Source organism: Massilia aurea, assembly GCF_014200505.1.
Taxonomy (GTDB): Bacteria; Pseudomonadota; Gammaproteobacteria; order Burkholderiales; family Burkholderiaceae_D; genus Telluria; species Telluria aurea_B.
This window is the reverse complement of record NZ_JACHBX010000003.1, coordinates 146,716-165,412: the sequence shown is the minus strand read 5'-3', so window position 1 is coordinate 165,412 and position 18,697 is coordinate 146,716. Positions and strand designations below refer to the sequence as shown.

The 18,697-nt window shown below is 67.4% G+C and carries 12 protein-coding genes; 7 read left to right on the top strand and 5 right to left on the bottom strand.

Annotated features, from left to right (window positions below; genetic code table 11):
• Positions 1–268 precede the first annotated feature (268 nt).
• The 7 genes from HD842_RS14625 to HD842_RS14595 all read left to right on the top strand — a co-directional run bounded on the left by HD842_RS14625 (position 269) and on the right by HD842_RS14595 (position 13,440).
• Entirely contained in the window at positions 269–2,965 is a 2,697-nt protein-coding gene (locus HD842_RS14625; protein WP_221290630.1) for a beta-mannosidase, read from the top strand.
• The gene (locus tag HD842_RS14620) at positions 2,962–6,279 is read left to right on the top strand and encodes a GH92 family glycosyl hydrolase (RefSeq protein WP_183555461.1); all 3,318 of its coding nucleotides are present in this window, start codon (positions 2,962–2,964) and stop codon (positions 6,277–6,279) included. Before HD842_RS14625 ends, HD842_RS14620 begins: the two co-directional genes overlap by 4 nt.
• Positions 6,280–6,512: 233 nt before the next feature.
• Complete coding sequence (locus HD842_RS14615) at positions 6,513–7,544, top strand: LacI family DNA-binding transcriptional regulator (RefSeq protein WP_183555460.1); 1,032 nt, start codon at positions 6,513–6,515, stop codon at positions 7,542–7,544.
• Between the two features lie 22 nt (positions 7,545–7,566).
• Complete coding sequence (locus HD842_RS14610; RefSeq protein WP_183555459.1) at positions 7,567–8,784, top strand: AGE family epimerase/isomerase; 1,218 nt, start codon at positions 7,567–7,569, stop codon at positions 8,782–8,784.
• Positions 8,777–9,700, top strand: coding sequence for a carbohydrate kinase family protein (locus HD842_RS14605; RefSeq protein ID WP_183555458.1), 924 nt, complete (start codon positions 8,777–8,779; stop codon positions 9,698–9,700). Before HD842_RS14610 ends, HD842_RS14605 begins: the two co-directional genes overlap by 8 nt.
• Entirely contained in the window at positions 9,700–12,123 is a 2,424-nt protein-coding gene (locus HD842_RS14600) for a GH92 family glycosyl hydrolase (protein WP_183555922.1), read from the top strand. The genes HD842_RS14605 and HD842_RS14600 overlap by 1 nt, the downstream gene beginning before the upstream one ends.
• A 36-nt stretch (positions 12,124–12,159) precedes the next feature.
• A complete protein-coding gene (locus HD842_RS14595) occupies positions 12,160–13,440 on the top strand; it encodes a sugar MFS transporter (RefSeq protein WP_183555457.1) in 1,281 nt (426 codons plus the stop codon).
• Between the two features lie 15 nt (positions 13,441–13,455).
• Here HD842_RS14595 and HD842_RS14590 read toward each other — a convergent pair whose 3' ends face one another.
• From HD842_RS14590 to HD842_RS14570, 5 genes are all read right to left on the bottom strand, one after another.
• Positions 13,456–14,121, bottom strand: coding sequence for a response regulator (locus tag HD842_RS14590; protein WP_183555456.1), 666 nt, complete (start codon positions 14,119–14,121; stop codon positions 13,456–13,458).
• Positions 14,118–15,632 carry an ATP-binding protein gene (locus HD842_RS24480; protein WP_183555455.1) on the bottom strand — a complete coding sequence of 505 codons (1,515 nt, stop codon included), beginning with the start codon at positions 15,630–15,632 and terminating at the stop codon, positions 14,118–14,120. Before HD842_RS24480 ends, HD842_RS14590 begins: the two co-directional genes overlap by 4 nt.
• A gap of 104 nt (positions 15,633–15,736) precedes the next feature.
• A complete protein-coding gene (locus HD842_RS14580; RefSeq protein WP_229424773.1) occupies positions 15,737–16,891 on the bottom strand; it encodes an acyltransferase family protein in 1,155 nt (384 codons plus the stop codon).
• A complete protein-coding gene (locus HD842_RS14575) occupies positions 16,888–17,637 on the bottom strand; it encodes a LytR/AlgR family response regulator transcription factor (protein WP_183555454.1) in 750 nt (249 codons plus the stop codon). Before HD842_RS14575 ends, HD842_RS14580 begins: the two co-directional genes overlap by 4 nt.
• Positions 17,634–18,665, bottom strand: a complete 1,032-nt coding sequence (locus HD842_RS14570; protein ID WP_229424772.1) for a sensor histidine kinase — start codon at positions 18,663–18,665, stop codon at positions 17,634–17,636. Before HD842_RS14570 ends, HD842_RS14575 begins: the two co-directional genes overlap by 4 nt.
• Positions 18,666–18,697: the final 32 nt, after the last annotated feature.

The following is an 18,697-nucleotide window of genomic DNA, read 5'->3' as shown; positions in this document are numbered from 1 at the left end:
AGGTTTGCCACACGCATCCAACGAACCCCGGGGTTTGTGACACGCGTCCAACGACCCCGGGGTTTGCCACACGCGTCCAACGAACCCCGGGGTTTGCCACACGCGTCCAACGAACCCGGGGTTTGCCACACGCGTCCAACGAACCCGGGATTTGCCACACACGTAGGGTGGACGGGTTTCCCCGTCCACGCGTCCAACGAACCCCGGGTTCGCCACAAAATCAGGTTGGTTTGAACGCAGGACAGTTTCTCTTTTCCAGGATCACGCAATGAACGCTCGGATCAACATGATCTCGACGGCCGGCGGCTGGCGCGCGCTGTGCGCCGGCCTGCTTCTTTTCTTTTGCGCAGGCCTCGCCCTGGCCAACCCATCCGACAAGCTCGTCATCGACGGCGGCTGGCGCTTCCACCTGTTGCCGGGCGACGCGCGCGAAGCGGCGCATCCCGATCTCATGCCATGGCGCGCGGCCACCGTACCGGGCACCGTGCACACCGACCTGCTGGCCCACGGCCTGATTCCCGATCCGTATGTCGGCGCGCCCGAAGCGGGCCTGCAGTGGATCGGCCTGGCCGACTGGGAATACCGCACCGCCTTCGATGTGCCGCGCGCCGTGCTGCAACGCGCGCGCAGCGAGCTGGTATTTGCCGGACTCGACACCTTTGCCGAGGTCTGGCTCAACGGCGTCAAGCTGCTCGATGCGAACAATGCGTTTCGCACCTGGCGCGTGCCGGTGGCGGGCCGGCTGCGCGAGCACGGCAACATCCTGCGCATCGTGTTCCGCTCACCGATCAACACGATGCTGCCGCAGGTCGCCGCGATGCCGCACAAGATCGCTGGCAATTACGCATCGCCGTATGGCGATGAACCCAAGGATGTCCTGAGCGCCAACTTCGTGCGCAAACCCGGCTACCACTATGGCTGGGACTGGGGCCCGCGCTACGTCACGGCCGGCATCGGCAAGCCCGTCGTGCTGCACAGCTGGGATGCGGTGCGCATCGACGACCTGCAGCTGCGCCAGGACCGCGTCGACGCCACGCGCGCCGATGTTGCCGCCATCGCGTCGCTCGACGGGGTGCGCGCGGGGCGCTTCACGCTGCGCCTGTGGCAAACGGCGCCCGGCGGCCGGCGCACGCTCGCCGCAACGAAGCAGATCGATCTGCGCGCCGGCGCCAACCGCATTGAACTGCCGGTGCGGATCGACGACCCGCAGCGCTGGTTCCCGAACGGCTACGGCAAGCAGCCGCTGTATCGCTACCAGCTCGAGGTAAGCAATGGCAACGGCACACTTGCCACGCACGCTGCGCGCACGGGCCTGCGCAGCGTCGAGCTGCGGCGCGACCATGACGCCGCCGGCCAGGGCTTTTACTTCGTCATCAATGGCATTCCCGTGTTCGCCAAGGGCGCCAACACGATCCCGTTCGACATGTTCCAGCCGCGCGTGCGCCGCGAGCAATTGCGGCGCGTGCTGCAGTCGGCAGCCGACGCCAACATGAACATGCTGCGCAGCTGGGGCGGCGGCTATTACGAGGACGAGGATTTCTACGACCTCGCCGATGAGCTGGGCCTGATGGTCTGGCAGGATTTCATGTTCGGCGGCGGGATGCAGCCGGCGTACGATCCGGCGTTTCGCGCCAATGTCGTCCACGAGGCGCGCGACCAGGTGCGACGCCTGCGCAACCGCCCGAGCGTCGTGCTCTGGTGCGGCAACAACGAGCAGGAGATCGCCTGGAAAAACTGGGGCCACCGCAAGACGCTCGAGCGCGCCGATCCGGTCTTTGCGAGCCAGGTCTGGGACGGTTATGTCGCGCTGTTCGGCGTCGACCTGCGCCGCGTGGTGGCTGAAGAAGCCGGCGGCATCGGCTACTGGTCGAGCTCGCCCGGCAACGATTTACAGGAAGCCGCCAACACGCCCGGCAGCGGCGACATGCACTACTGGGAAGTGTGGGGCAATCCGGCGCATCCGGTATCGAACTACCTCGACATCACGCCGCGCTTCATGTCCGAATACGGGCTGCAAGCCTGGCCGGTGCAGCGCACGATCGACGCGTTTGCCACGCGCGCCGAGCAGGGCGTGGCCACGCCGGTCATCGAAGCGCACCAGAAATTCATGGCCGGCAAGGGCAATGAACGCCTGATGAAGTATGTGCGGGAGCAGTTCGGCGAACCGGTCGATTTCCCGGCGTTTGCGTACCTGAGCCAGGTGATGCAGGCCGACGGCATCGAGCTGGCGGCGCTGCACCATCGCCGCAGCCGGCCGCATACGATGGGCTCGTTGTACTGGCAGCTCAATGATGTGTGGCCGGGCGCGTCGTGGTCGAGCATCGACTGGTTCGGCCGGCCAAAAGCGCTGCAGTTTCATGCGCGCCGCTTCTTTGCGCCGGTCGCCGTCGCGGCATTGCGCGACGCCCGGGGCGCCACGCGCGTCAGCCTGCTGAACGACCGCACGCACGCCGTGCAGGGCACGTTGCGCACGCGCGTGATGTCGCTCGATGGCGCCGTGCTGCGCGATGCGCGCGAGGCCATCACAATCGCGCCGCTGTCGGCCGGCGACGTGGGCGCGTATGCTGACGCCGACCTGCTGGCCGGCGCAGATCCCGCATCGACGGTTGCGGTGTTCACGCTGCACGCAGATGGCGAGCCGGCATCGACCGGCGTCGTCTACTTCGTGCCGGCGAAAGACGTCGCCTGGCGCGATCCCGGCCTGCACACGACCGTGCATCGCGATGGCGATGGCTACCGCATCGAGATCACGGCAGCGACACTGGCGCGCGGCGTCTGGCTCGATGCCGGCGACGTCGATGCGCAGTTCCACGACAATGCCCTGACCATGTTGCCGGGCGAACCCGTCACCGTGCAGGTGACCTCCACCGCCAGCGACAGCGTGCTGCGCGCGGCCCTCCATGTCCATTCGCTGCGAGATGCCATGCGCGCGACCAACCCAACTTCCTGGAAGACCACCCCATGAACAAGACCCACACCATCGGCGCCGCCGTGGCCATGCTGCTGGCCAGCATGGCCAATGCTGCCGAACCCCGCACTGCAAACGGTTTTGCCACGTCGTTCGAAGCGAATGAGCCCCTTCCTGCCACCGGCACGGGCGAAGGCATTCGGGTCACGCCGGGCAGTGGCCCCGACAAGCCGTATGCTGCCAAGCCGAAGACCGGCTATACCGGTTTGCGCGCGCTGCAATATCGCGCGGACGGCAAGGGCGGACGCCTGCCGCTGTTCGCGGTCGATCTGGCAATCAAGGCCGACACGGTCCTGTCGTGGAAGGTGCTGCCCGAGATCGTCGATGGCGACATCGCCACCTCGACCGGCGTGGCGCTGGACCTGGTACTGGACGACGGCCGCCGCATCTCGAGCCTGGACCTGCGCGACAATCACGGCGTGCGCATCGACGCGGCGGCGCAGGCCAGGTCGAACACCCTGTATCCGCAGCAGTGGGCGCACAAGTCCGTACGCCTGGGCAGTCTGGCGGGGCGCCGCATCAAGTCGATCGAGCTGGCGCTGCAGCCCACTGCGGCCGCCGGCGCCAGCGGCTGGCTCGATGACATCGTCATCGGCGAGCAGGCTCGCGCCGAGGCCAAGCGCCCGACCGACCACGTGCTGACCACGCGCGGCACCCAGGCCAACGGCACCTTCTCGCGCGGGAACAATATCCCGGCCACGGCGATGCCGCACGGTTTCAACTTCTGGACGCCGGCCACCGACGCCAGCACCCTGAGCTGGCTGTATCGCTGGAACGAACAGAACGACGAGAACAACCGGCCGCGCCTGCAGGCGCTGTCGCTGAGTCACCAGCCGAGTCCCTGGATGGGCGACCGCCAGACCTTCCAGATCATGCCGTCGAACGCGAGCGGCCAGCCCGACGCCGACCGCAAGCGCCGCGCGCTGTCGTTCTCGCACGAGAACGAAGTGGCGCGTGCGCACACGTACCGCGTGGACTTCGACAACGGCATCCGCGCCGAGATTGCGCCGAGCGAGCGGGCGGCGATTTTCCGCTTCCGCTTCCCGCAAGGGGGCGACGCCAACCTGCTGTTCGATAACGTCGACGCGCGCGGCGGCCTGCGCCTGGACGCAGCCACGCAGACGCTGCGCGGCTACACCGACACGCGCAGCGGCCTCTCGAACGGCGCGACGCGCATGTTCGTGTTCGCCCGTTTCGACCAGCGCTGGCAGGCCAGCGGCCCGCTGGAGACGGGCCGCCCGACCGGCTACATCAAGTTCAAGGCCGACGGCGGCGAAGTGCGCATGCGCATCGCCACGTCGCTGATCTCGGTCGAGCAGGCGCAAAAGAATCTGGCGCTGGAAATCGGCGACGCCGGCTTCGACACCGTGCGCGATCGCGCGCAGACGGCGTGGGACAAGGAACTGGGCCGGGTGAAGGTCGATGGCGCCAGCGACGACCAGCTGACCACGGTCTACTCGAATCTGTACCGCCTGTTCCTGTACCCGAACGTCGGGCACGAAAACGTCGGCAGCGCGCAGCAGCCCGACTGGCGCCACGCCGACCAGAGCGGCTGGTCGCAGGCCAAGACCGGTGGCGACGACGACAAGACCTCGGCGCCCGTCGTCGCTGGCAAGGTCTATGTCAATAACGGCTTCTGGGACACGTTCCGCACCACCTGGCCGGCGTACGCGCTGCTGGCGCCGACCCGCGCCGGCGAGATGGTCGACGGCTTCCTGCAGCAGTACCGCGACGGCGGCTGGGTGGCGCGCTGGTCGTCGCCCGGCTATGCTGACCTGATGGTCGGCACCAGTTCCGACGTCGCTTTCGCCGACGCCTGGCTCAAGGGCGTGCGCGGCTTCGATGCGCACCAGGCCTATGAGGCGGCGTTGAAGAATGCGACCGTCGTGCCGCCCGTGTCGAACGTCGGGCGCAAGGGCCTGGGCAAGTCGATGTACCGCGGCTATGCCGATGCGTCGGTCCATGAAGGCATGTCGTGGACGCTCGAAGGTGCGCTGAACGACTTTGGCCTGGCGCAGATGGCCACCGCGCTGGCCGGCGGCGAGGGCGACACGGCGCGTGGCCGCCGCTACCGCGAAGAAGCCGCGTACTTCGGCGCGCGCGCCACCGACTACGTCCATCTGTACGACCCGGCCACGGGGTTCTTTCGCGGCCGCGACGCCAAGGGTGCGTGGCGCGAACCGGCCAAGGCGTTCGATCCGCGCCGCTGGGGCGGCGACTACACGGAAGCCAATGCCTGGAACTTCGCGTTCACCGTGCCGCACGACGCCGAAGGACTGGCTAGCCTGATGGGCGGGCGCGCGGCGCTGGGCAAGCGGCTCGACACGTTCTTCGCCACACCGGAAACGGCGCAGGCAGCGTTCTCGGGCAGCTACCGTCAGGTGATCCACGAAATGACGGAAGCGCGCGACGTGCGCATGGGGATGTACGCGCACAGCAACCAGCCGTCGCACCACATCCCATGGATGTACGCGGCCGCCGGTCAGCCGGCCAAGACGCAGAAGATCACGCGCGACATCCTGGCGCGCCTGTACCTGGGCAGCGAGATCGGGCAAGGCTATGCGGGTGACGAAGACAATGGCGAGATGTCGGCCTGGTACACCTTCGCGATGATGGGCCTGTATCCGCTGCGGATGGGGTCCCCGGAATACGTGATCGGTTCGCCGGCATTCGCGCGCACCGACGTGCGCCTGGAAAACGGCCGCACGCTGTCCGTGATCGCGCATAACAACAGCCCGGAGAACGTCTACGTGCAGTCGCTCACCGTCAATGGCAAGCCGTGGACCAAGCCATGGATCCGCCACGACGACATCGCCGCCGGCGCGACGCTGGAATTCACGATGGACAGCACGCCATCGACCTGGGGCACCGGGGCAGGTGACTTGCCGGCGTCGCTGACGCCAGCCGGCAAGCGCCCTGCAGGCCTGATCGACCGCAGCAAGGGCGCCACGCTCACGCTGGATGGCAAACGCGCTCCTGCGCCGCTCACCGACGACGATGCAGCGACGGCCGTGGACGTACCGGCGGCAGCGAACATCGGTGTCAACCTGACCAAGAGCGCGCGCATCAGCCACTACACGCTCACCGGCGGCAAGGCGCCGCTGGGCAAGGTGTCGTGGACGCTGGAAGGCCGCGACGCCAAGGGCGGCTGGGTCGCACTGGACACGCGCGAGAACGAAGTCTTTGCATGGGAGCGTCAGCTGCGGCCATTCGGCATCGCCAAGCCCGGCGTGTACAAGGCGTACCGCTTGCGCTTTGCGCAGGGTGCTGCGTTCGAGCTGGCCGAAGTGGAGCTGCTCGAAGCGCGGTAAACACACTGCACTCTGGGGCGCTCCTTGTTTACTAAAACGCGCTAAAACACGGGCAGTTTAGTCTGCCCGCGTTGACGCTCCAAAGGCGCGGCTGTTATAAAACGCACTGGAACAACGCGCGCCGGATGCCATCCGGACGACGCAAAAAACGCCCATAGAGGCGTTTATTAAACCAACGATTGGAGACCGATCATGTCCATGATCACGATGCCCGGCATGCCGGAGGCGCGCCTGTGAGCCAGGTCACGCTGCGCCACATCGCCAGCGCCACCGGGCTGTCGATCGGCACCGTCTCGCGCGCGCTGAAGAACCAGGGTGGCATGACGGAGGCCACGCGCACGGCCGTGCGCGACGCAGCGCTGCGGCTGGGTTACGACTTTTCGCTGCTTAAGAAAGGCCGCATCCGCCGCATCGCCTTCCTGCTGCACAGCCAGCACAACACCCTCACGTCCAGCCCCTTCTTCACACCCGTGCTGCACGGGGCCGAAGAAGCGTGCCGGCGCGAGGGCATCGCGCTGTCGCTGATCGTCGTCGGACCGGCCGAGCCGGTGCTGGAACAGATCCGCCTGCACCAGCCGGACGCGATCCTGTGCGCCGGCTTTTTTGAGCCGGAAATCCTCACCGCCCTGCAGCAGACCGGCAAGCCAATGGTGCTGGTCGACATGCACCGGCGTGGATTCACGTCGATCAATCCGGACAATATCAGCGGCGGCTACCTCGCCACGCAGCACCTGCTGCGCGTCGGGCGCAAGCGCATCGCGATGCTGTCGGGGTCCCTGGCCCACTACAGCATCGGGCAGCGCAACCGCGGCTTTCGCCAGGCGCTGTTCGACGCGAAGATGCATGCCGATCCGAACCTCGAAGTGAGCGTGCCCACCATGGGCGAGGGCGACGACGGCGTGATCGAGGCGATGCGCAGCCTGCTGGCGCTGCCGAAGCGACCCGACGCGCTGTTCTGCTACAACGACAGCACGGCGCTGGTCGCGATGAAGTACTGCCTGGGCGAGGGGCTCAAGATTCCCTACGACCTCGCCATCGTCGGCTTCGATGATATCGCCGCTGCCGCTGCGGCCATCCCGCCACTGAGCACCGTGCGCGTGGACAAGGAAGCGCTGGGTCGCGCCGGCGTCGATGCGCTGCTCGCCAAGCCCGAGCTTCAACAGACCAACTCTCAACAGCCCGGCCTCCAGCAGAGCGACGTGGACGCCACCCAGATAACCCTGCCAGTCGAGATGATCGTGCGCGAGAGCAGCTACGACGACTAGCGAACAACCACCAGCCCCCACCATGACCACGTTCCCGAACTTTCGCAGCCCGGACCTGCTGCTCGACCACGCGCGCCACACGATGCGCTTCTACCACCCGCGCGCGATCGATCCCGCCGGCGGCATGTTCCATTATTTCAAGGATGACGGCGCCGTCTACGACCCGCGCCACCGGCACCTGGTGAGCAGCACGCGCTTCGTGTTCACCTACGCGATGGCCTACCGCCAGTTCGGCGATCCGGCCTACCTGGACGGCCTGCAGCACGCGGTGCGCTTCCTGCGCGACGCGCACCGCGCACCGGACGGCAGCGGCTACGCCTGGATGCTGGACGGCCGCGACGTCGAAGACGGCACCCAGCATGCCTACGGCCAGGCCTTCGTGCTGCTGGCGTATTCGCACGCGACGATGGCAGGGCTGGAAGAGACGCGCGCCTGGATCGGCGAGACGTTCGACCTGATGGAAGCACGCTTCTGGAACGCGGCCGATGGCCTGTACGCCGACGAAGCAAGCCAGGACTGGCGCACGCTGTCGACGTACCGCGGCCAGAACGCCAACATGCACGCGGTCGAGGCGCTGCTGGCAGCGCACCGGGCCACGGGCGAAGCGCGCTACCTAGAGCGCGCCTATCTGGTGGCCAGCAACATCACACAGCGCCAGGCCGCGCGCTGCGGTGGCCTGATCTGGGAACACTACGACGAACAGTGGCAGCCGGACTGGAAGTTCAACATCGACGACCCGGAAAACCTGTTCCGCCCGTGGGGTTACCAGCCGGGCCACTTCACCGAATGGGCCAAGCTACTGGTGCAGCTCGAAGCACGCGCCCCCGGTGTCCTGCTTGATGATCTGAGCTGGTTGCTGCCGACCGCCGAACGCCTGTTCAAGGTCGCGGTGGAGAAGGGCTGGGACAACGAGTTCGGCGGCGTGGCCTATTCGCTCGCGCCCGACCTGACCGTCTGCGACAGCCACAAGTACTTCTGGGTGCAGGCCGAAAGCGCCGCCGCAGCGGCGCTCCTGGGCACGCGCACCGGCAACGACGCCTACTGGACCTGGTACGAACGGCTGTGGCAGTACAGCTGGAGCCACTTCGTCGACCACGAGCACGGCGCCTGGTACCGCATCCTGGACCGCGAAAACCGCAAGCTCAGTGACGAGAAAAGCCCGGCCGGCAAGGTCGATTACCACACGATGGGCGCCGTCTACGACATCGTCGCCGCGATGAAAGGACCCCGCCATGGTTGATGCGCCGTTCATGCTGTGCGCCGGCGAGGCGCTGACCGACATGATCCACCAGGGCGACGAACGCTGGGTCAGCCGCGTGGGCGGCTCCACCTGGAACGTGGCGCGCGCGCTGGCGGTGCTGGGCGAGCCAACGGCGTTTGCCGGCGCGATCAGCCGTGATCGTTTTGGCGACGCGCTGTGGGCCGCAAGCGAAGCGGCCGGCCTGGACCTGCGCCTGCTGCAGCGCGTGGACCGCGCGCCGCTGCTGGCCGTGGTCGAGGGCGGCGAGCCGCCACGCTACTTTTTCATCGGCGACGACAGCGCCGACCTGCATTTCGATCCGGCCGCGTTGCCGGCCGGCGCCTTCGACGGTCTGCGCTGGGCGCACTTCGGCGGCATCAGCCTGGCGCGCGAGCCGCTGGCCGCCACGCTGGTTGCGCTGGCGCGCGCGCTAAAGGAATGCGGCGTGTCGATCAGTTTTGATCCGAATTACCGCAACCTGATGGATGCGCGCTACACGCCGACGCTCGAAGCGATGGCATCCCTGGCCGACTTGATCAAGGTATCGGACGACGACCTGCGCGGCCTGTTCCCTGGCCTGAGCCTGGACGATGCACTGTCGCGCCTGCGCGCGTTCAACCCGGGGGCCTATTGCCTCCTCACGCGCGGCGGCCAGGGCGCGAGCCTGTTCCATGGAGACGAGCGCTGCCACGCGCTGGCGCCGAAGGTGGCGGTCGTGGATACAGTCGGCGCGGGCGATGCCAGCGCTGCTGGCCTGTTGCACAGCCTTGCACGCCATCCGCAGCGCCCCTTGCAGGCGCACCTGCACGCCGCACTGGCGGCCGGCTCCGCCGCCTGCCTGCAGGCCGGCGCCACCCCACCGCTACCGGCGGCCATGCACCAATTGTTCGAACTGCTCGAAGGAGAAGCATCGTGATGTCGCATTTCCGTACCCGTTTCAGTGTCCCCACGCTGGTACTGGCCTGCCTGCTGCCCCTGGGCGCTCCAGTCGCCCTGGCCGCCGACAGCATGCCGGTCAACACCTTCATCGGCACCCAGGATGAAGGCAATACCTTCCCTGGCGCCTCCGCGCCGTTCGGCATGATCCAGGTCAGCCCGATCGCCGACCACTACGCCGGCTACCGTTACAGCGACAAGCGGATCCGGGGTTTTGGCCACTCGTTCCTGTCCGGCGCCGGCTGCTGGGAGCAGGGCGGGCAGCTGTCGGTGCTGCCGGTCACCGGCACCATCGGCCCGGGCGGCGATTTCGACACCGCCAAGAAAGGCACGTTCGACCACAAGCGCTACGCCGCCGACTACACGCATGACGGCGAAGTGGGCCAGGCTGGTTACTACAAGGTCAAGCTGACCAGCTACGGCGGCATCACGGCCGAAGCGACCGCGCTGACCCGCGCCGCCGCCGAACGCTACACCTATGCGCCCGGCACCAAGACGGGCCACGTGCTGCTCAACGTGGCCCAGGCCAACGAGCGCCATGGCGTCATCGGCAGCGAAGTGCAGGTCGTCGGCGAGCGCGCCGTCGAAGGCAAGATCGTCACCCGCAGTTTCTGCGGCGGCGCCAAGTACACGACCTGGTTCCGCATGGAGTTCGACCAGCCGATCGCCGCCAAGGGCGTCTGGGACGATCGCGGCGGCTGGCCCGGCGCCGCCGGTCCGAGCCAGCAGGGTGAGGCCAAGCCGCATGGCGTGTGGCTGACCTTTGACCTGAAGAACGGCCAAGCGGTGACCGCCGTGAGCGCGATCTCGCACGTCGACGCCGAAGGCGCGCGCATCAACCTCGCGGCCGACGGCAAGGCGGGCGAAAAAGCCTTGAGCTTCGACGCAATGAAAACCAAGGCGCAGGCCACCTGGCAGCGTGAACTCAAGAGCGTGCGGATCAAGGGAGGCAGCAAGGATGACCGCACCGTGTTCTATACGGCCCTGTACCACGCGCTGCTGCAGCCGCTGACGGGCAACGACGCCGACGGGCGCTATCGCGGCTACGACGATGCGATCCATACCGCCAAGGACTGGACCTACTACGAATTCTTCTCGCTGTGGGATACCTACCGCGCGCAGAACCAGTTGCTGGCGCTGATCCGGCCCGAGCGCGCCCGTGATATCGCGACCTCGGTGCTGGCGATCCGCGACCAGGGCGGCTGGCTGCCGCGCTGGGGCTATGCCAACTTCGAGACCAATATCATGACGGGCGACCCGGTCACGCCGTTCCTAGTGGATCTGTGGCGCTTTGGTGCGCTGAAGGGCCGCGAAGCCCAGGCCTACACGGCGCTGCGTGAAAACGCATTCGGCGTGCCGGCCCACGGCATCCGTCCACAAGGCCGCTCGGGCAATCCGAACTACATGAAGCAGGGCTTCGTGCAGTACGACCGCAGTTTTGTGTCGAAAGGGATGGACACCGATCCGCACCACGGCGCCTCGGCGACGCTCGAATACGCGCTGGCCGATGGCGCGCTGGCCGAGATGGCCAAGGCACTTGGCCACGAGGACGATGCCCGTGTGCTGACGCAGCGCGCGCTGAACTGGAAAACGATCTGGGACGCCAATGCCGTTGACGAGCCGACCGGCCAGCGCGGCTTCCCGCGCCCACGCCTGATCGACGGCAGCTGGTTCGCCGATGTCGGCAGCGGCTTCGACCCGCGCGGCGACCATGGCTTCCATGAAGGCACGGCGTGGCAGTACCAGTGGCTGGCGCCGCAGGACGTGCCGGGCCTGGCCGCAGCGATGGGCGGCCAGGCGCCAGCCCTCGGTCGCCTCGACCAGTTCTTCGACTACGACGCCGTGCTGGCCGACCCGAACGCGGTGCGCAAGTCGTGGGTGGTGGGGCCGTACAGCTACTACGCGCAGTTCCGCTATAACCCGAACAACGAGCCGGACCTGCACGCACCGTGGATGTACACGCTGATGGGCCAGCCGTGGAAGACGACGACCGTGCTGCGCGCTGCCGAAACGCTGTTCACCAACGGGCCGGGCGGCGTGACGGGCAACGACGACCTGGGCACGATGTCGGCCTGGTACCTGTTCAGCGCACTGGGCATCTATCCGGACATGCCGGGCAGCGGCCGCTTCCTGCTGCATGCGCCGCGCTTTGCCGGCGCCGAGATCGACCTGGCGCAGGGCCGCACGCTGCGCATCGACGCTGCGGGCGCCAAGCCGGGCCAGCGCGGCTTCGTCAAGTCGGTCAACTACGGTGGCCGCGCGGTGGAACGCGTCTGGCTCGACTGGGAGCAACTGCAGTCGGGCGGCGCGCTGAAGTACCAGCTGGCGCCGCAGCCGGATGCGCAGGGCTGGGGCACGCGTGCCCGCGACCTGCCACGTGCGCCCGCCGGCATGGCCCGCTAAGCACTTTCGCCACCATAACAATTATCAGGAGACGGCATGGCCAATATGGCAACGGGCGCGGCACCGGTCGCGCGGCAGGACGGTCCCCCCGGGACGCAACAAGGCAGTAACACGGGGGCGCTCGTCATCGTCACCATCCTGTTCTTCATGTGGGGCTTGATCACGTCGCTCAACGACGTGCTCATTCCGCATCTGAAGGCGGTGTACACGCTGACGTATGTGCAGGCGATGCTGGTGCAGTTCTGCTTCTTCGGTGCGTATGCGATCGTATCGCTGCCTGCCGGCGCGCTGATTCGCCGCATCGGCTACCAGAAGGGCGCCGTGACGGGCCTGCTGGTGGCTGCCGGCGGCTGCACGCTGTTTTACCCGGCCGCTTCCGGTGGCTACGGCATGTTTCTGCTGGCGCTGTTCGTGCTGGCGTCGGGCATCACGGTGCTGCAGGTTGCGGCCAATCCGTATGTGGCCGTGCTGGGCCCGGCGCGCACGGCGTCGAGCCGCCTGACGCTGACGCAGGCATTCAATTCGCTGGGCACGACGATCGGTCCGGCCGTCGGTGGGGTGCTGATCCTGTCGGCAGCGGGCGCAGCCGCCGTGGCCGGGACCGATGCGGCTTCGGAAGCAGCCAGCGTGCGCGGGCCGTACCTGATGCTGGCCGGCCTGCTGGTAGTGCTGGCCGTGCTGTTCCTGATGGCGAAGCTGCCGAAGATTGTCGCGGCCGATGACGATGGCACGCCGGTGGCGGGTGCCGCTGGCTCGGTGCTGGCGCATCGCCACCTGGTGCTGGGTGCGATCGGCATCTTCCTGTACGTGGGCGCTGAAGTGAGCATCGGCAGCTTCCTGATCAACTTCATCGGCGAGCCGCAGATCGCTGGCCTCGCGCACGCCGACGCCGCCCATTACGTCAGCATCTACTGGGGCGGCGCGATGGTGGGGCGCTTCATCGGCTTTGCCGTAATGCGTGTGGTCAGCCCTGGCAAGACGCTGGCGTTCAATTCGGTGGCAGCAATCGCGCTGGTGCTGGTCGGCACGTTCGCGCAGGGCGACATCGCGATGTGGGCGATCCTGGCGGTTGGCCTGTGCAACTCGATCATGTTCCCGACGATCTTCAGCATGGCGCTGCACGGCCTGGGCAAGCACACGGGCCAGGGTTCCGGCATCCTGTGCATGGCCATCGTCGGCGGCGCGCTGGTGCCGTTCGCGCAGGGCGCGTTGGCCGATTCGCTGGGCGTGCAGATCTCGTTCCTGCTGCCGGCCGCCTGCTATGGGTTCATCCTGTACTTCGGTGCACGTTACGCGTCGATGTACGCGCCGAAGTAAGCATCAAAGCAAGCACTACGCGTCGTAGCGGTAGCCGAGGCCGTAGATCGAGCGGATCGGCTCCAGTCCCGGCGCCGCCCCGTCGATCTTGCGCCTGAGGTTCTTGACGTGGCTATCGATCGCGCGGTCGGTGGCGTCGAGATTGTCGGCGCGGGCCGCGTCGAGCAGCTGGGCGCGCGACAGCACCTGGCCCGGTCGGCGCGCCAGCGCAGCCAGGATCGCGTATTCGCTTGGCGTCAGGTCGAGCGCGTGGCCGTGAATCCTGACGCTGCGCGCGGCCTCGTCGAGCAGCAGCAACGCCGGGGCAACGTCCGCGCTTCCGGCGCGGCGCAGGATCGCCTTGATGCGCGCCATCAGCTCGCGCGGGCTGAATGGCTTGCACAGGTAGTCGTCGGCGCCCAGTTCCAGTCCCAGCAAGCGGTCGATTTCTTCGACCCGCGCCGTCACCATCACGATCGGCACCTCCGAAAACGCGCGCACCGCGCGGCACAGCGCCAGGCCGTCCAGGCCCGGCAGCATCAGGTCGAGCACGATCAGATCCGGCGGCGCCGCGCGGATCGCGGCCAGGGCCTGCGCGCCGTCGCCATGCACGGTCGGGAGATAGCCGGCCGCGCGTGCGTAGTCGGCGATCACGGCGGCCAGTTCCGGTTCGTCCTCGACGATCATGATCGTGCTGTTCATGGCGTGTCCTTTGTAAGCAGCGGCAGCGACACGGTCACGCGCAGGCCACCCAGTGGCGAGTGGGCAAACGCCAGTGCGCCGCCTTGCGCGGCAAGCAGGCGCCGGCTCAAGGCCAGACCCAGGCCCGCGCCGCCATGCGCGCGGCTGCGCGATGCATCGACGCGGTAGAAGCGCTCGGCCAGCCGTGCCAGCGCGGCATCGGGCACGCCCGGCGCGCTGTCGTCGAGCGTCAGGTGCAACTGGCCATCATGCACCTGCGCGCTTAGCCGCACCGCGCCGCCGGGCGTCGTGTAGCGCAGACTATTTTCGAACAGGTTGGCCAGCACCTGGCGCAGGCGGTCCGGGTCGCCCAGCACCTGTGATTGTGCCGGCGCCCCGCCGGCCTCGAACGTCAGGTTGGCCGCCTGGAAGCGCGCGCCGAATGCCTGCGACTCGGCGGTCGCCAGTTGCCACAGATCGAGCGGCACGCGCTGGCACGCCAGTTCGCCGACGTCGGCCCGCGCCAGCGCATACAGTTCGTCGATCAGCTTCGTCAGCGCGTGTACCTGCAGCACCATCGCATCGACCGTGGCTGGTGTGGCCTGGCGCACGCCATCCTGAATCGCTTCGAGCTGCGCGCGCAGCACGGCCAGCGGCGTGCGCAGTTCGTGCGACGTGTCGGCCACCCATTGACGGCGCGCCGCTTCGGCCTGATCGAGCCGCTCGGCCAGCGCATTGAAGTGGCGCGCCAGGTCGCCCAGTTCGTCGCTGCGCTGGACCGGCAGGCGCACGGCGTAGTCGCCTGCGGCCAGTGCGCCGGCACCGCGCGCGAGGCGGTCGATCGGGCGCCGGAAGTGACGCGCCAGGCCGATTGCCGCCAGCGCGCTGAGCACCAGGGCTAGCCCGCCGATCAGCCACAGGCTGCGTTGCAACTGGTCGAGAAACGCAAACGCCATCGCGTCGCTGGGCCGCGCGCTGCGCGCGACGCCGAGATAGCCGATCGTGCGGTCATCAACCGTGATCGCGCGCCGGGCCAGGGGCAGGTTGCCCGGCGGGCGACCGGCGAGATATGCGCCGTTCGCATCGAGCAGCGTGATGCGTGTGTGCAGGTCGGCGATCATGCCCGGTGGGGCGGGTGGGGGCGGCGGTAGCGGTGGCATGGGCGGGCCGGCTCGCGTGTGCAGGGGAGCGGCGGGTGCAGCAGGCGCTGCGGGGTCCACTGGCGGCACTGGCCTGACCGGCCCGACCGGCGGCGCCGGCTTCCCGCGCACGGACTGCAGGCGCGTCAATTCGCCGCCGATCCAGTCGCGCCGGTCGTCACCGGACGGCAGGAACGTCCAGTCGCCATGTTGGTTGTACTGGCGCGCGACGGCGCCAGAGAGTTCATCGAGGCGATCCAGTTCGATCGCCACCGCGTAGTCGCCAAAACTGCCCAGCACATTCTGGCGCAGCAGCAGCACGGCGGCGGCAGCCACCGTCAGCATGGCAAGGAGCACGGAAGCAAAGAGGCGGTGGCCGATGGCGATTTTCACGGGCGGGCAAGGAAGTGGTGACAGTGCATGGTAAGCCATCAGCATCGCGACGCGGCATGTTGAACGTGCACGATGTTTAGCGGCGACTGTTCAGCCTTTCTGGACTAGCCCCTTATCGAACGACCGGCGGGCATAGGCGCGCCCGTGTGATGCGTCGTTGATGTTCCAGCCGGATACCAGCGCGCCCGCAGTCGCATGAACGGCGTCTCGATCACGCGGTACAGTACCCAGCCGCCCAGGATGCCGGTCGCCATGACCGCTGCAATGGTCATGGGTGCGCCGGGATCGATGCGCCTGCTGATCAATTCCGGCCGCAAGGCCATGAACACCGGCTTGTGCACCAGGTAGATGGCGTAGGACCACAGGGCCAGGCTGGCCGCGCCGGGAATGCGCGCCCGGTTCAGGATCGAGCCTGGGCTGAGCGCTGAACAGGTCAACAGTGCGAAGCTGGCAGCGACCAGTGAAAACCCGAACGTGGATGCCGCGAAAGCGGTCGGCACGTCGTTCGTTATTCCGTACAGCACAGCTACCGACATCGCCAGGCCCGCTACCAGCAGCGCATTCCCATGGCGCAGGATGCGTGCAAAGGCCGCCGGATGGAAATTCTTCAGCATTGCGATGGCGACACCGGGCAGCAATTCGTCGAAGCGGGAAAAGCTCGCGTAGTACACCGGTGCCGCAAAGGCATCCATCCCATCCAGGAACGCCATGCCGCGCACCGTCATGCCGGTGCCGATGGCGGCAAGCAAGGCGCACCAGAGCAGGCGCGGCGAGCGCTCGCTGCCGACCAGTACCAGCACTGCCAGCGGGAACACCAGGTAGAACTGCTCTTCGATGCACAGTGACCACGAGTGCGTGAAGGTTTCCCCATAGTTCAAACCGAAGTTCTGGGTGAAGGTAAGGAACTGCCAGACCGGCGCCATGCTCTTGCCGGCGATGGGACTATCCGGCAGCAGCAGATACACCGCCAGCACTGCGTAGTAATTCGGCAGCGTCCGCAGCAAGCGGCGTGCGAAGAAAGTTTTCAGGTCCAGGTTGTCGCCACGCGCGGCCGGCGCCAGCAGCTGATTGCCGATCAGGTAACCACTCAACACGAAAAACAGGTCGACGCCGGCCCAGCCGATTTTTCCCATGATGCCGAAGGTCGGCGCGTGGCTGACGAAGCCTTGGTAGTGCGACATCAGGACCAGCGCGATGGCAAGCGCGCGCAGGGTGTCCAGCCCGGCGAGCCGGGCGGAAGGGGATTGAAGCTGCATCATGCGGATGTCTTGTCGAGGTGTTGTAGTGCTTCCGCCAGGGCGGGCATATAGGTGCGGCTGGCGCGCAGCACGCTGCCGTCATGCAGGCGCAGCAGGGCGTCGCGATTGGTCAGCGAGCGCAGCTCGGCGATCATGTCCAGCCGCACGATGGTCGAGCGGTGCACACGGTGGAACTGGCGCGCATCGAGCTGTATGGCCAGGTTGTGCAGGCGCTCGCGAACCAGCCAGGTCTTGCCGTTCGCATGCAGGGTGGCGTAGTCACCATCGGCCTCGATGCGCTCGACCTGCGCAACCGGCACCAGCACCGTGCGCGCGCCGACACGCACGCTGAAGCTGCGCAGTGCCGGCGCGGCTGGTGGCAACGTACGGCCCTGGGCGCGATAAGGAAAGGCCTGCTGTGCGCGGTCCAGGGCTTCGTCCAGGCGTTCGTCATCGACCGGCTTGAGCAGGTAATCCAGGGCGGCCAGGTCGAACGCCTGCAGGGCGAAGCTGTCGTAGGCGGTCAGCAGGATCGCCATCGGCCGCTGCGCCGGCGGCAGCGCGGCCAGCACCTCAAGCCCGGTCTTGCCTGGCATCTCGACATCGATGAATACCAGGTCGGGCCGCAGCGCCAGGATGCCGGCATGCGCGCTCTCACCGTCACCGAACTCGCCGACGAGAGCAAAGCTGCCGCGCCGCGCGAGCCTGAGCTTGACCGCCAGCCTGGCTAGCGGTTCGTCGTCGACAATGACGACCCGTATGTTCATGCCGCCGCCATGCTGCGTAGCGGCAGGGCGATACGCACGCCGAAGCGGCCGTCCGGCCCCCATCCCGTCTCGACTTCCTGATCGTCGCCGTACAGGTGGCGCAAGCGTTCCCTCACGTTGGCCAAGCCGATACCGCAGCCCGGTTGCGCCGGCTGCTGACCGTCGTTGCGCACCTCGACCAGCAGGCGCCCGCCGACCTGCTCAAGACGGATGTCGAGCCGCCCGGGAACGGACAACGGCGCGATGCCGTGACGGATCGCGTTCTCGACCAGGGGCTGCAGCATCAGGTAGGGCATGACGTTATCGAGCAGGTCCGGACCGGCTTTCATATTCAAGCACAGGCGTTCGCCAAGGCGTGCCTGTTCGATCTTGAGGTAGGCGTCGAGCAGGGCCAGTTCTTCCGCGAGCGAATGCTCGTGGCGGCCGTCGTGCGCAAGCGTGGCGCGCAGGAAGTCGGCCACGTAGCCGAGCATGCGGTTGGCCTCGCGGTTGGACTGGGCCGACACGAGCGCGGAAATCGCGTTCAGGGAGTTGAAAAGAAAGTGCGGGTTGACCTGCAGGCGCAGCGCGCGCAGCTGGGCGTCGCGCGCTGCGGCCTGCGCCTGGGCCAGATGCAGGCGCACTTGCTGCAGCGACAGGTAGTAGGCCGCCACTGCATGCACGGCGCAGAACGCGATCAGGGCCAGCCAGCAGCCGTCCAGACCCTCGGCCAGCTCATTCCAGCGGTAGTGCTTTTGCAGCCCGAGCCAGATGCCCAGGCCCTGTCCCAGCACGGCGTTCAGGATGGACATGGCGTAGCTGGCGGCCAGCAGCACCAGCGCCATGCGCAGCCAGGGCCAGTCACAGCGCCACATGGCGCGCTGGAGCAGCGCCAACGGGATCAACCACACCAGGCAGGCAACGAAGTACAAGCTGCGGAAGGCCGCAGCATACTGGTAGCCGAAGACAGGCAGCCCGAGGATGGCCATGCAGGCGGCGACCGGCAGGGCGGCCAGCACGGGGACGAACAGGGGCGTTTCGACTTTCATGCCGGCTTTTCGAATTGTAATGTTGCTATTCT

Coding starts and splice junctions, on each gene's coding strand:
- HD842_RS14625 (WP_221290630.1), top strand. CDS start 269: ATGAACGCTCGGATCAACATGATCTCGACGGCCGGCGGCTGGCGCGCG.
- HD842_RS14620 (WP_183555461.1), top strand. CDS start 2,962: ATGAACAAGACCCACACCATCGGCGCCGCCGTGGCCATGCTGCTGGCC.
- HD842_RS14610 (WP_183555459.1), top strand. CDS start 7,567: ATGACCACGTTCCCGAACTTTCGCAGCCCGGACCTGCTGCTCGACCAC.
- HD842_RS14605 (WP_183555458.1), top strand. CDS start 8,777: ATGGTTGATGCGCCGTTCATGCTGTGCGCCGGCGAGGCGCTGACCGAC.
- HD842_RS14600 (WP_183555922.1), top strand. CDS start 9,700: ATGTCGCATTTCCGTACCCGTTTCAGTGTCCCCACGCTGGTACTGGCC.
- HD842_RS14595 (WP_183555457.1), top strand. CDS start 12,160: ATGGCCAATATGGCAACGGGCGCGGCACCGGTCGCGCGGCAGGACGGT.
- HD842_RS14590 (WP_183555456.1), bottom strand. CDS start 14,121: ATGAACAGCACGATCATGATCGTCGAGGACGAACCGGAACTGGCCGCC.
- HD842_RS14580 (WP_229424773.1), bottom strand. CDS start 16,891: ATGATGCAGCTTCAATCCCCTTCCGCCCGGCTCGCCGGGCTGGACACC.
- HD842_RS14575 (WP_183555454.1), bottom strand. CDS start 17,637: ATGAACATACGGGTCGTCATTGTCGACGACGAACCGCTAGCCAGGCTG.
- HD842_RS14570 (WP_229424772.1), bottom strand. CDS start 18,665: ATGAAAGTCGAAACGCCCCTGTTCGTCCCCGTGCTGGCCGCCCTGCCG.